Origin of the sequence: Gordonia sp. CPCC 206044 (assembly GCF_048537895.1) — a bacterium.
Taxonomy (GTDB): domain Bacteria; phylum Actinomycetota; class Actinomycetes; order Mycobacteriales; family Mycobacteriaceae; genus Gordonia.
Genome location: NZ_JBCLVL010000006.1, coordinates 155129 through 168694, shown reverse-complemented (window position 1 = coordinate 168694; position 13566 = coordinate 155129). Strand labels below are relative to the sequence as shown.

The following is a 13566-nucleotide window of genomic DNA, read 5'->3' as shown; positions in this document are numbered from 1 at the left end:
CCCGGGGCGAAGCAGCAGGCCGCGTCGTGCGGAAGAATCGGTGTTTTCGCTCATGGCGAGAACAAACGGTTGGTGTAGTGGTCGCATAGTTGCCATACTGGCTCCTATGAGTACGACGGTGTGCCGATGACTGGCACAGACGGCGCGTCGGTGCTCGTGGCGTCGCTTGTGGAATCCAACTCGCGATCGGCTGATGAAGTTCGTGACGTCACAGCTGAGCTGATTCGGGCCGGTTCGCTGGCGGTGGGCACACGACTGCCACCGATCCGGGAGCTGAGCCGGCGCTCGGGGCTGAGCACGCGGGCGATCGTGTCCGCGTGGAGCGCGTTGCGCCGATGGGGACTGATCGAAACCAACCGCCGGGGTGGCACCATCGTGATCGATCCGCGCAGCCAGACCCCGAGCTGGGCAGAGCGCGACCTTCTGACCGGCAGCCCTGACTACGATCTACAACCAGATCTCGCTGCTGCACTCACAGCAGGACTGCACTCTGAACATCTCAATCACCCAGGCCGCGAGTACATCACCGATCGGCTTCGGGGCGCTGTCACCGAGGCATGGCCATTTCAGGCCGAGGCCTACATGGCCGCCAGCGGCGGCTCGGAGGGGCTGCTGCTGGCTGTGGAAGCCGCTGCACCCGCTGGAACCCTCATCGCCGTCGAGGAGCCGGTGATGCCGGGCTTCCTCGACACGCTCGCCGATGCCGGATACCAAGTGATCGGCATCGCAGCCGACGAGCACGGCGCGCGTGCTGACTCACTGGCCGAGGTTCTCGATGCCGCCCCGAGCGTGCTGGTGCTGCAACCCGAAGGCGGTTATTCCTGTGCGGGCAGCCTCAGCGACCGGCGAGCAGCCGAGCTTGCTGCGGTGTTGGCCACGACGCAGCGGCAACCGTGGATCGTCGAGGATGACGCCGTGGGACCGCTGGCGGATGCGCAGGCGCCGTCGCTTGGGCAGTGGTACCCGCACCAGACGGTCCGAGTCCGCAGCTACTGCAAAGCGTTCGGCATGGACATCAAGACCTGCGTGATCGGGGGCAGCGACACGCTCATCGACCGCGCTATTCGATTACGCGTACACGGGATTGCCGCCAACAGCCGGATTCTGCAGAACGCACTGGCACACCTGATCATCGACACAGACGCTGCGGCCATGGTCGACGTCGCACGTTCGCGCTACCGGCGTCGGCGGTCGGCGCTGCTGGCCGCGCTCATCGACCGCGGTGTGCCTGCGCGGGCGGGGCCCAACAGTCTGGTCGTCTGGGCAGAGGTCGCCGATGAGACCGGCGCGCTGATCGACCTGGCGCGCAACGGAATCAATGTGGGTTCTGGGCAACGGTCGTACGTGAAACATGCGGAGCCGGGATTGGTGCGGATTGCGGTGCCGCAACTGCTCGACTCGCCGCAAGCCATAGACGAGTTGGCTGACTCGGTCGCAGCGGCGGCTGGGTCGGTTCACCGAGAGTTTCTCGGGTGATCACCCGAGCGCCGAGTGTTGAGTGATCAGTACTCAGTGCCACACACGTAGGGTGCGATGTCGCATGCGATTCGTTCGAGGCACTCCAAGTACCGGTCGTGATGCAATGCCAGCGGCACGTGAAAGAGCCAGTCGGTGGTTGCTGCGGGAATGTGTGTAGCGAGGATCGCCTCGACGAGCTGATCGCTTGAGCCGCAATGGATGGCGAGGTCGCTGCGGAAGGTGCCGGCGTCGCGACCGTTGAGTTTTCCCGCGTAGTAGTCGCGGCTGTGACGGATGTCGGCTTCGAAGATGGCCGTCGCGTCATCTGTGTCTTTTCCCGGCACGACGGTCATCGTGGTGCCGATGCGCGCATCTGCCCCGTCGAGGGCCAGCAGGTAGGTGTCGACGAGTTCGTGTGCATCGTGGCCCGCCAGAGCCTCGGAGTTGGTGTGGGCGAGCAGGCCATCGCCGGCTGCGGCGACCTGGCGTGCCGTGTCGAGGCTGCCGGTGGATTGCCATACACGGCCTCGCAACGGTGTGGGGTCGGGGTGGAGTGCGACTCCCGGGGCGACGACGCCGCTGTCGAGTAATGCGTGCAGCGCGCTCAATCGAGACGTGTAGAGCTGTTCGCGGTCAGCGTGTGCGAGACCGAACCCGGCATAGGTGGTGGCCGATAGCCCAAAGCCGAGGCCTTTGCCGACTCCGAGTTCGAGCCGGCCGCCGCACAGGTGGTCGGTGACCGCGGCGTCCTCGACGAGCCGGACAGGATTCTCGAACGGCAACGCGACGACGCCGCTGCCGAGCCGGATGCGGGAGGTGTGTTGACCTGCGGCCGCCAGGAGTGGGAAGACTGTCGACAGTGCAGCGTGATGGGCCCCGAAGTGTCGGGTGGCGAACCAGATCGCGGCGAACCCGAGCCGTTCGGCCTCGCTCGCGATGTCGATGGCTCGGCGGTAGATCTCCGCAGGGGCGGGGCCGGTCCGGACCTGGACAAACAGGGACGGAGCCGCGGCCGGTGGACGGTTGGTGTGGTGGTGTGCGGTGCGGTGCTCGGCGATGGTCACAGGCCGTAATGTCCTCGCAGCGTGCGGTGGGTGTACTCGGTACGAAAAAGTCCGCGTCGCTGGAGGATCGGGACCACGGTGTCGACGAATCGTTCGAGGCCTGAGGGCAGTTCGTCCATCATGATGTTGAATCCATCGCAGGCGCCGGTGCGAAACCAGGTTTCGATATGGTCGGCGACCTGTTCGGGTGCGCCGACCACGGTTGTGTGCACACCTGCGGCGGCCAGCAGCCGTGCGGCGCCGCGGGTGTCGAGAGCGCGCTCGCGGACGAACTGGAGGAACACTGCGCGTTGGCCGCGGGCACCGTCGGCGGTGTCTTCGGCAGGTACCTTGTCCCAGGGGATGGGGGCGTCGAGGTCGAGATCGGTGGTGTTCATGCCCAGTCGCGCAGCGAGATTCGCAACTTGAATGTGGTCGGGGATCAGGTCGGTGAGGTCGCGTTGGCGCTGGCGTGCGGCTTGCTCGGTGTCGGCGAGGATGACGATGAGTCCGGGCAGGAGTTTGACGCTGTTGGGATCGCGCCCAGCTGCCGCGGCGAGAGTGCGCACCTCGGTGCGTCGCTGTCTGGCGGAGTCGATGTCGGCGTGTGCGGTGTAAATGGCGTCGGCGGTCTGTGCGCCGAGTTCGACACCGTGGGTCGAGGCGCCGGCCTGGATCACAACCGGTCGACCATGTGTCAGTGGAGGCGCTTTGAGTGGTCCGGCTACGCGGAAGTGTTTGCCAACGTGGGAGATCGGTCGGATGCGTGCGGGGTCGAGGTAGCGGCCGGTGGTGGTGTCGGCCAGGATCGCATCAGTCTGCCAGGAGTCCCAGAGCGCGGTCACTACGTCGAGAAACTCGCAGGCACGTTCGTAGCGTACGGGTTTGGGTAGCGCGGCATCGCGGGAATAGTTCTGTGCCGCTGCGTCGCCGCCGGTGACCACCAGGTTCCAGCCGACTCGTCCGTGAGATATCGCAGCCAGCGAGGCAAATTGCCGTGCCAGGTTGTAGGGGTCGTTGTAGGACGTGGTGGCCGTGACAACCAGCCCGATCTGCTCGGTGTGTGCGGCCAGCACCGATTGGGCGATGAAGGGGTCAAGGAGGCGACTGGGCGCGTTCCAGTCCTTGGCGTGGATGTCGGGAGCATCGGCGAGAAAGACCGCGTCGAGTAGTCCCCGTTCGGCCGTGCGAGCAACGTCGATGTAGTGCTCGATGGTGACAAAGTGAGCGCCATCGGTGGGTGATCTGCGCCATGGGCTACCGATCACCCCTCCGGGGATGAGGTTTGCGTTGAGGATGATCTCTTGTGCGCGTGTGCCGTTCATGTGCTACTCGCCGGTGCCGGTGCCGGTGCCGGTGCCGGCGAGGTGGTTCTGCGTGACCGGCCGGGCGGGATCGGACAACCACTGTGACAACGAGCCAGGATACAGAGCGGTGGTGACGCCGATGCTGGCCAACACCAATACCTGTAGCGCGGCGGCCACACCGCTGCCGCAGTAGGTGGCGGTCTCGACGTCTGGGTCAAGCGCTCCGAGCGCTTCATATCGGTCGACGAGGATGTCTGCATCGAGGATGTGCCCGTGCTGGTCGAAGTCATCGAACACCGAGGCGCTCACACTGCCCGGGATGTGTCCGCCAGACCCGTTGCGACCGAGATGGTCCTGGGTCGGTCGTGCGTCGAGGAGCAGACCCGAGTGCGCGATGCGGGCGATGGCATCGCTGTCGGCGACCGGCAAGGCGCCAGGACGGAGGTCGATGTCGTCGCCGTCGCTGTCGGGTTCAGTGCCCGATTCGAGAACGCCGCCGACTGAGGTCCACGCGCACAGCCCACCATCGAGGACGCGAACATCGGTTATGCCGGCCCAGCGCAGCAGCCACCAGGCGCGCGCTGCGGGCGCAGAACGTGACGAGTCGTAGACCACGACCTGGCTTGCGGACGTGATACCCCAGCGCCGCACCGACTGTGCGAGTGCTCGTGGGTGTGGCAGCGGTCGGATGCCCGACCGAGCAGTGGCAGGTCCGGCCAGATCGTGGTCGATATCGACGAAATGAGCGTGCGGTAGGTGACCGCGGGTGTACTCCGCACGATCGGCGCGGCCGTGGTCGTCGACGCGCACGTCGAGCAGAACAAGGTCGGATTGCTGGGTGTCCAGCAAGGCTCGGGCAGTGCAGAAATGGTCGCCGTCAAAGCCGGTCATCGGGCGTGCTCCTTCACTTGTGGCGGGGGGAGACGTCTCGACGACCTTATGTGTACACGAATTGTGAAAACATAATTGGAACCCGGCTGATTTTTGTACTCGCCCAGCAGGGAAGTCGGCGCATACGTTCCAACCCGACCCGCCCGAGATTGCCCGGTGCGATCAGCCGCGGCCCGACATCAGGAGGATTGCGTGGCCCCGACAATCACAGAGACCAAACGTGGTGACGCTACGGTCGTCAGCACGCAATGGCTGGAAGAACACCTGCACAATCCTTTGCTTGCCGTTGTCGAGATCACGGATGATCCGTCTCATATTGATGAGCGAGGAACCATTCCCGGCGCGACGGCCGTGTACTGGAAGCATCTGCTGTGGCATCAGAGCCGACGCGAACTCGTCTCGGCCACCGAACTTTCCGATCGACTTCTTGCACTCGGCGCCGGGCGAGGCAGCATCGTTGTATTCGCTGGAGAGCCCACTCAGTTCGCCGCTTACGCAATATGGGTGAGCAGAGTCGCCGGAATTGCGGGAACACTGCACTACCTCGATGGCGGTCTGGACGCGTGGCGACATGCTCACGCAGACCCACCGAACGCACCGCAACCGATCCGCGATCACCAGGCGGCGCTGGCCGCGTTGGCGGTCACCGATCCCGACCTCGGTCAGGTGATCGATCGCAACGGCGTGCGCGAGAGGATCAACTCCGAGACGGTCATCGTCGACTTGCGCTCGCCAGAGGAGTTCGCCGGTGTCCGCGTCGCACCGGCGACCGAACCGATCGATCACGGTGCGCAGCGCCACGGGCGCATTCCCGGAGCTCGGCCCTTGCATGTGCGTGAACTGCTCGACGAGCACGGACGGATACTTCCGACTTCTGCTCTGCAGGAACGTATCTCGGGCCTCGATGCCGAGGAAGTCTCGGAGCTGGTGTTCTACTGCCGGTTATCGCATCGCGCTGCACTCGGCTGGCTCATCTTCACCGATGTGCTCGGGGACCCCCGCGTGCGCGTCTACGACGGCTCGTGGACGGAGTGGGGCAGCATCGTCGGCACCCCGATCGAGCGATGATCGTCTTGTCACGTCGGTGGCCCCTGCTACGGCGAGTAGCGACGTTGCTGTTATCGGCGTTGCTGATGGCGTGGGCTGCGATCACGTTGACGTTTCTGGCCATTCATCTCGCACCCGGCGACGCGGTCACCGCGGTGATGGGGGAATCGAGCAACCCAGATTTGCGTGCCCAGGTCGAGCACGATTGGGGACTGGACCGACCGCTGGGTGTGCAGTACCTGCATTACCTTACCGACCTTGCCCACGGCGATATGGGCTACTCCTATGTGCGGGGAGAACCCGTGACCCACATCCTATTTGGCGATCAGCTCAGTGCGACTGCACGGCTGGCGGGCGTGGCGCTGGTGTTCGTGGTGGTGATCGCGCCGATTCTCGCGGTGCTGACTGCCGGTCACCGCAACTGGCTGGCGCGCACGGTCAGCGGCATAGAACTGTCTTTCGCCTCCGCACCGACATTCTGGATCGGCCTGATCTTGATCTGGATCTTCGCGTTCACTCTTCGAGTGCTGCCGGTGACCTCCGGAAATGAACTCCAGCGTCTGATTCTGCCGGGATTGACGCTGGCGCTGCCGATCGCGGCGGTTCTCGCCCAGGTGATGCGTGGCGGGATCGAGAAGGCGCTCGAGCAGCCGTTCGTCGTGACCGCCCGCTCCCGCGGCAGCGGGGAGACGTCGATTCGGCTGCGTCACGGATTGCGCCACTCGATGTTGCCGGCGGCCACATTGGCCGGATGGGCAGTCAGCGGACTGCTCACAGGCACGGTCGTCGTCGAAGAAGTCTTTGGCCGCGCCGGATTGGGAACCGTCACTGTTCAGGCGGTCACCTACAAGGACCTACCAGTGGTGTTGGGCGTTGCATTGCTCACCGCCGTCATCTATCTGGCAGTGACCATGCTCGTCGAAATCGCTTACGTGTGGATCGATCCGAGACTGAAGGAGACCAGCCGATGACCAGCCTCGCGGTGCCCCGACGATTGTGGACACCGGTCGCGACCCGATCACCGGGAGTGTGGATATCGGTAGCCGCGCTGTTGTTGATCACGATCGCGCTGGCCTGGCCGGCGGTGTTTGCGCCCGGCGACCCGTTGCACACTGACTTGACCCACGCCCACCAGGCGCCGTCGACGGCGCATCTGTTCGGCACCGATCAACTGGGCCGCGACGTCTGGACCCGTGTGGTGCACGGGACGCGGTTGTCGCTGTTCATCGGGGTCGCGGCCACCGCGGTCGCCGTCGCCATCGGCGTCCCTCTGGGTTTGGCCGCCGGATTGGGCAACCGGTACCTCGACGCTGCTCTGTCGAGGCTGTTCGACCTTCTCGGGGCGTTCCCGGAAATCCTGCTCGCCCTGGTGCTGATCGCGATCACCGGACCGGGCACCGCTAACCTGATCATGGCCATTGGCGTCGCGTCGGCCCCCCGGTTCGCGCGGGTGATGCGTGCCGAAACCCGCGTGATCCACCGCTCTGACTATGTTGCGCAGGCACGGCTGTTGACCCGCTCGCGATGGCGGATTGTCTTGCGGCACACACTGCCCAACGCCATCGGTGCTCTGCCGGTGCTGATCACACTCGGTCTGGGCACCTCCATCCTGGGTGCCGCGGCGCTGAGTTTCCTGGGGTTCGGTCCGCAACCGCCGACACCCGAATGGGGAGCGATCCTGTCTGAGGCGCGCGACGACCTGCGCATCGCGTGGTGGACGGTGTTGTTCCCGGGTCTGGCCATCACCGCAACAGTCATCGCGACCACGGTGGTGGGCCGCGAGGTACAACACAGATTTGAGCGCAGGAGGACCCCATGACCACACTTGCGGCCAGTACGCCGGAGGACACCACGGCGACCGAGACGCTGCTGCGAGTCGAGAATCTTCGCATCGGATTCGGTGACGACAAGGACGTGGTCTGTGGTGTCGGGTTCGAGGTCCGCCGCGGCGAGGTACTCGCGATCGTCGGTGAATCAGGATCGGGAAAGTCGGTCACCACCCGCAGCCTGGCCGGACTCGCCGGTCACCGACATCGTTTGCAGGCCGATCGATTCGACCTCTTCGGCAGCGACGCCCGCTCGTTCGGCAACCGAGACTGGCGCCGACTTCGCCGCGACCGAATCGGCCTGATCTTGCAGGACGCGCTCACCGCACTCGACCCACTGCGAACAATCAACCAGGAAATTTCCGAGGCCCTGCCCGACGTCGGGCGGCGCGACCGAACAGCCCGAGTGGAAGCGCTGCTGCGGTCGGCCGGTATCGATGACGCCGAGACCAAGCGCCGCCAACGGTCCTTCCAACTGTCCGGCGGGCAACGACAACGCGCACTGATCGCCGCAGCACTCGCTGGTGATCCCGACCTCTTGATCGCCGATGAACCAACAACCGCGCTCGATGTCACCGTGCAGGCGCAGATCCTTGACCTCATCGTCGGCCAAGCGCGGTCGGGGCGTGCGGTGATCCTGGTCAGCCACGACCTGGCGGTCGTGTCCGCGGTCGCCGACCGGGTGCTGGTGATGCACGACGGCAGGATCGTTGAGGAGGGCCCGGTCCGCCGCGTCATCGACGACCCTGTCGCCCCTTACACCCGCTCACTCCTGGCGGCCGTGCCCGGCGCCAGACCACGCCCACCACTGGTCAATGCTCCTGGACACACCACCCTCACCACGCCAGAATCCGTCATAGAGGCCCGACAACTCACGAAAACCTATCGGGTACAGGGACAACCGCTCGTTGCTGTCGACGATGTGTCATTCACCGTCGCCCGTGGAGAAGCAGTGGGCATCGTCGGCGAATCCGGTTCGGGAAAATCGACGATCGCCCGTATCGTCACCGGGCTGACCACACCAGACGGCGGTGAGATGGAGTTCCTGGGCCACCCGCATCCGTCGAGAACCCGCCGGGCAGGCGACATCGGCCTTGTGGCCCAAGACTCTGCGTCCTCATTCGATCCGCGCTACACCGTTGACGAGATCATCGGAGAGGCCGTCGCGGCCGTGATGCCCAACAGGCACCAGCGTGTGGTCGAAACACACCGACTCCTCGAAACGGTGCACTTGCCGCGAGCCCTCGCGCACCGTCATCCGCGCGAGCTCTCCGGTGGTCAGCGTCAACGGGTCAACATCGCACGAGCGCTCGCCTCGCGCCCGCACCTGATCGTCTGCGACGAACCGGTGTCAGCCCTCGACATCTCGGTGCAAGCGCAGATCCTCGATCTGCTCGAGGAACTCACCGATAACACCGATCTCGCACTGATTTTCATCTCCCATGACCTGGCGGTTGTTCGCCAGTTGTGTCACCGGGTCGCTGTTGTCCACCACGGCCGCATCGTCGAACACGGACCTACCCGCGATGTGTTCGAGCAGCCCCGATCGCCCTACACCCGCTCACTGCTCGACGCGATCCCAACGCTCTAGCCCCCGACATCCCACAGCCCAGGGATTCCGCCCACCCGTCCACGAGAAAGCAACAATCCTGTGCGAACCACCATCACCCGCTCTCTGACGCTGCTGCTGGCTCTGTTGCTGGCCGTTGTCCTCGGCGCCTGCGTCGCTGATCCCGAACCGGGCAGCGGGGGAGGAGCGCCAGCCGGGACACCCACGGCGGGAGGCACTTTCACCATCGCCCTCGACCAGTACCCCGAGCGTGGCCTCAACCCCCACTATGGATCTGCATTCGACGCCTCACAAGTACTGCGAAACTCCTACGACAGCCTGCTGTCGGAGGACGCCCAAGAGAACTTTCACCCGTGGCTGGCCACTTCGTGGACCGTCTCACCTGACGGCCGCACCTACCGATTCCACCTGCGTAACGACGTCACCTTCCACAACGGTGAGAAACTCGACGCACAGGCGGTCAAAGCCAACATCGACGCACTCTCGGACCCCAAGTACCCGGCGTGGACAACAAATGGGCTGCTGCAGTACTCGAGCGTCACCGGAACCCAGGTGATCGACCCGCTGACCGTACAGATCAACCTGTCCCAACCCCGAGCCGACTTCCTGTCCACTCTCTCCGGCCTGAGCGGCGCCATTGTCGCGCCCGGCACCCTGCACGCCGATAATGCCACCTTGACCAGCGGAGCCAAGATGGTCGGGTCCGGACCATTCATCCTTCAACAAGCGGTCCAAGGACAAGAGATCCACTTCCGCAAGAACCTCGACTACCGATGGGGCCCGGCCACCGCCAAGCACCATGGCCCCGCATACCTCGACAACGTCACCGTCAAATACGTCCCCGAAGCCTCCACGCGAGCAGGCCTCCTACGCAGCGGTGAAGTTGACGCCATCGGAACAGTCAAAGCGACAGACATCCCCCTGTTCGACGCAGTATCAGGATTCCAGTACCAACAGACCGGATCGCCGGCTTCGACGACGGTCATCATGCTCAACCTCACCAACGGCCCCACGCGCGACCCCCGGGTGCGTAAGGCCATCGCCCGCGGCGTCGACATAGGCGCCGTCGTCGAGGCCGTCACCAAAGGCACCCAACAGCAGGCGTGGAGTCTGATCTCACCGGACAGCAAATACTTCAACCCCAAATACGACAACGCCGCACCCGCCAACCTCGATCAAGCACGAGCGCTACTTGACGAAGCCGGATGGAAAGCAACCGGCGACGACGGCGGCATCCGCACCGACCACACCGGCCAGCAGTTGACGGTGCGACTACTCGCAACCGTGCCGACCTACCCCCTCGACGACGTCCTCAAGGCTTGGCAAGGCGAACTCCGCCAGAACCTCGGAATCGACGTCGAACTGAAGTACGTGGAGAACGCACAAGTCTATGACCTGTTGGCGCAGAACGACTACGAAGCCTTCCCCAGGCAAGTGGGCGGACTCGACCTCTCCCTGCAACTCAACCGCGCCTTCGGTTCCACACAACCAGACCTCACCTACGGCCAAATCGACGGCATCACTCTCGGATCGATCGTCGGTGGCTCCAAACTCGCCAACCCCCAAGTCGACCGCTGGCTCCTCGACGCCACCCGCGCCACCAACCCAGACACACGAAAAGCCCTGTTCGACAAAGTGACACAGCACATCCTCGATCAATCGGTCGCCATACCGCTGTTCACCGACCGCAACAGCGTCGCCGCCACCTCCGCCGTCCACAACCTGACCACCCTGTTCGACCCACCCCGCAACGCAGTCAACGGATGGTCCTACGACATCGCCGTCGACAAAATGGCGAAGTCGGGCTGAGCATCGCCGAGTCTCGTCCGGTGTTCGGGTCGTGGCAGCGGCGAGGGTTTGTTCGAGCAGTACTGCAATCGTCATGGGGCCGACTCAGTCGGCCGGTGAAGGTGAAATTGTGCTGACGGGAGTCGCCGAGCGTCATTTCGGAAGGCGTGATGTCGGGGGGTGGGTCGGTTGGCCGCTGCAGTTTGTCTTGGGAGGAGATGGTCGCTTCATGAACTCCGCTGAGACGCCGGCGTCTCGAGGAGGTCGAGGCTCTTCAGTTCTCGTATCGCCCGGCAGCCACGTTGCAACATCACGATGAACATGTCGTCACCTCGCTCGGTGTCGACTGCGAAGGCGCACCCCAGCGACGGGATCAACAGTGCCTGGAGCATGCCCAGTCGGTAATCACGCCAGCAGCTTTCGCGGGAGAAGCCTGATATCCCGTACTCCAGCAGCACCCGATGGTAGGCATCGACGAGTTGCCCTTCGATGCTTGCGCGTAGTTCTGGGACCAGGCTGGTGCCGATGAAGTACGCAAGATCGCGGGCGGGCAGTCCGACGCCGAGGGTCTGCCAGTCCACGACCGTCATCCGGCCGCTTTCCTCATCGAAGAGCATGTTGTCCAGGCGATAGTCACCGTGCATGAGAGCGAATCTCTCTGGCGTGTCCAGAAGCCACGGCTTGACCAGTCCCATTGCCGTGGTCAGCGTGTCCTGGTCTTCGGCGCTGAGTCGTGGTCCGATTTTGTCGATCACCATTCCCGCACTCATGACTGCGACCTCGCCGAGCATGTCGACTGCAGCCATGTCTGTCATTGTCATGGACAGGGCGGGAAAGTCGCGCCAAACCGGATCGCACCACGTGGGGCCGTGCAGCTTGGCGAGTGCGCGGGCAGCCTGGGCGGCCTGCTCGGCACCGCAACCACCGATCTGGTCACCTTGCACGGCCGACAACCGGTCGGCGAGCAAGAGTGCGAATTGGGTTCCGTCGGCGCTGATGTCGCTGTGGTAGCACTCGGGTGTCGGGATGAGGACCCGAGACGCCACCGATTCATAGAATGCACATTCGCTGCGGTATCCGGGGATCACCCGCTCCCGGATGGAGTCGTCCTGGGCGGCCATCTTCAGCACGAAACTGTCAGGCAGCCCCGGCTGCGTGGCCGGGTAGCTGGCGAGAATCCGATAGGTCGCGCCCGTTTGACCGGTGCCGATTGGACTCACCCGAACATCGGAAACTGCGACCGGCACACCATTTTTACTGAGGACATCTGAAAGCCATGCGCTGGTGACCTCGGACGGGGAACGCGGAATGCTCAGTGTCTTACTCACGGTAGTAATATATCTTCCGGTAAGGCCAACGGCAGCGGAATTGTGCGGTCGTCGGGCACCTGGTCGAATACGCCTTGAGGATCGTGACGAGGCGGCGGCCGGATCTAACTACGCCCAGGCTGACGCTGAACACAATCGGTCACCACTCGGCCAGCAGCCCGAGTGGCCGCGGTCAAGCTGGCCCGCCAGGCCAGCCCTGCGACGACCACTTCACCTGTCGGCCTTCTCTTTCTGAGCGTGAACACACTCGGCCGCACACGCGTCACAGTGCGTCGATGAATCCCAGAACGGCTTGGGTGAAGGCATCGTTCACGTCTCCGGCGACCATGTGCCCTGCTCCACCGACATCGACGAGTTGCGCGCCGGGTACCAGGTCCAGGAACTCCGCTGCCGCCTCTTCGGTGAGCACGTCGGATTCTCGGCCTCGCACGAGCAGCACCGGGACCGACAGCGCTTGCGCCGCGGCGGCCAATCGCTCACCGTCTGCGAAGCGCGCAGCAGCGCCTGGTTCGACGCACATGAAGGTCGGGTCCCAGTGCCAGTACCAGCGGCCGTTGTCGCGCAGCCGGACATTCCTGCGTAGTCCCTCGAGGTTGCGTGGACGCGGTCGGTGAGGGTTGTACGCCGCCACGGCATCTGCGACCTCGTCGAGACTGGCGAAGCCGTCGTCGGCGTGCCGTCGCATGAACTCAATGACTCGGGCACTGCCGGCGTTGTTGATGTGCAAGCCGACGTCGACAAGGACCAACCCCTGCGCGGATATGTGTCTTTCCCCAATTGCCGTCAACGACATCAGGCCCCCCAGGGACGCACCCACCAACACCGGGTTGGGAAACGCTTGGGACAGTGCTGCAACATCTTCCACGAGCGCGTCCAGTGAGTAGTCGCCTGAGGCAGACCAACCGCTGTCCCCGTGTCCGCGGAGATCCATCGACACGGCTGTTCGTCCGTGATCGGCTATTGCTTGGGCCGTCGCGCGCCAGGACTGACGTGTCTGGCCTCCGCCGTGAAGAAGGACAGCCGCTCCGCGTCGACTTTCGCCGTAACAGTCGGCGACGAGCGTGAGGTCGTCGCGGTCGATGGCGCACACGGTCGGGGTGACGGGCATCAACCCCTCCTCCTGTCGAGCTACTGGGCACGTGAGCGGACTCCGGCGACCGCAGCAAGCCCCACGACCACACAGTCGCATCAACTGTAGCTGATACCGTTGGTAAATCTGGAGTACCCTCGACGTTGTGGTCTGTACAGGTCAGAACCATGCCGCAGGTTTGACCGCACCACCGGATGGCCGGTTTCGCCGGCAACTCG

General features: G+C 64.4%; 11 protein-coding genes. 6 read left to right on the top strand and 5 right to left on the bottom strand.

Annotation, left to right across the window (positions count from 1 at the left end; genetic code table 11):
- The first annotated feature begins 126 nt into the window (after positions 1 to 126).
- Positions 127 to 1476 carry an aminotransferase class I/II-fold pyridoxal phosphate-dependent enzyme gene (locus AAFP35_RS11530; RefSeq protein ID WP_419221728.1) on the top strand — a complete coding sequence of 450 codons (1350 nt, stop codon included), beginning with the start codon at positions 127 to 129 and terminating at the stop codon, positions 1474 to 1476.
- Between the two features lie 26 nt (positions 1477 to 1502).
- Here the strand turns inward: AAFP35_RS11530 and AAFP35_RS11525 are convergent, their stop codons facing one another.
- Genes AAFP35_RS11525 through AAFP35_RS11515 form a run of 3 tightly spaced genes read right to left on the bottom strand, consistent with a single transcriptional unit; the run spans position 1503 to position 4699 of the window.
- Complete coding sequence (locus AAFP35_RS11525; protein ID WP_419221727.1) at positions 1503 to 2522, bottom strand: LLM class flavin-dependent oxidoreductase; 1020 nt, start codon at positions 2520 to 2522, stop codon at positions 1503 to 1505.
- Positions 2519 to 3826 (bottom strand): NtaA/DmoA family FMN-dependent monooxygenase, encoded by a 1308-nt coding sequence (locus AAFP35_RS11520; protein WP_419221726.1) that lies wholly within the window; start codon positions 3824 to 3826, stop codon positions 2519 to 2521. Before AAFP35_RS11520 ends, AAFP35_RS11525 begins: the two co-directional genes overlap by 4 nt.
- 3 nt (positions 3827 to 3829) lie before the next feature.
- Complete coding sequence (locus AAFP35_RS11515; protein ID WP_419221725.1) at positions 3830 to 4699, bottom strand: sulfurtransferase; 870 nt, start codon at positions 4697 to 4699, stop codon at positions 3830 to 3832.
- Positions 4700 to 4855: 156 nt separating this feature from the next.
- Between AAFP35_RS11515 and AAFP35_RS11510 the strand changes: the two genes are divergently transcribed.
- From AAFP35_RS11510 to AAFP35_RS11490, 5 genes are read left to right on the top strand one after another with little or no spacing between them, the layout of a single operon-like run.
- Positions 4856 to 5767, top strand: coding sequence for a sulfurtransferase (locus AAFP35_RS11510; RefSeq protein ID WP_419221724.1), 912 nt, complete (start codon positions 4856 to 4858; stop codon positions 5765 to 5767).
- Positions 5764 to 6717, top strand: a complete 954-nt coding sequence (locus tag AAFP35_RS11505; RefSeq protein ID WP_419221723.1) for an ABC transporter permease — start codon at positions 5764 to 5766, stop codon at positions 6715 to 6717. The genes AAFP35_RS11510 and AAFP35_RS11505 overlap by 4 nt, the downstream gene beginning before the upstream one ends.
- Positions 6714 to 7565, top strand: coding sequence for an ABC transporter permease (locus AAFP35_RS11500; RefSeq protein WP_419221722.1), 852 nt, complete (start codon positions 6714 to 6716; stop codon positions 7563 to 7565). Before AAFP35_RS11505 ends, AAFP35_RS11500 begins: the two co-directional genes overlap by 4 nt.
- Positions 7562 to 9163, top strand: coding sequence for an ATP-binding cassette domain-containing protein (locus AAFP35_RS11495; protein WP_419221721.1), 1602 nt, complete (start codon positions 7562 to 7564; stop codon positions 9161 to 9163). Before AAFP35_RS11500 ends, AAFP35_RS11495 begins: the two co-directional genes overlap by 4 nt.
- A 60-nt stretch (positions 9164 to 9223) precedes the next feature.
- Positions 9224 to 10951: an ABC transporter substrate-binding protein gene (locus AAFP35_RS11490; RefSeq protein ID WP_419221720.1), complete on the top strand. Its 1728-nt coding sequence runs from the start codon at positions 9224 to 9226 to the stop codon at positions 10949 to 10951.
- Positions 10952 to 11157: 206 nt separating this feature from the next.
- On the opposite strand, the gene AAFP35_RS11485 is transcribed toward AAFP35_RS11490, so the two are convergent.
- Both AAFP35_RS11485 and AAFP35_RS11480 read right to left on the bottom strand, forming a co-directional pair.
- Positions 11158 to 12258, bottom strand: a complete 1101-nt coding sequence (locus AAFP35_RS11485; protein WP_419221719.1) for a phosphotransferase family protein — start codon at positions 12256 to 12258, stop codon at positions 11158 to 11160.
- A 262-nt stretch (positions 12259 to 12520) separates the two neighbouring features.
- Complete coding sequence (locus AAFP35_RS11480; protein WP_419221718.1) at positions 12521 to 13366, bottom strand: alpha/beta fold hydrolase; 846 nt, start codon at positions 13364 to 13366, stop codon at positions 12521 to 12523.
- Positions 13367 to 13566: the final 200 nt, after the last annotated feature.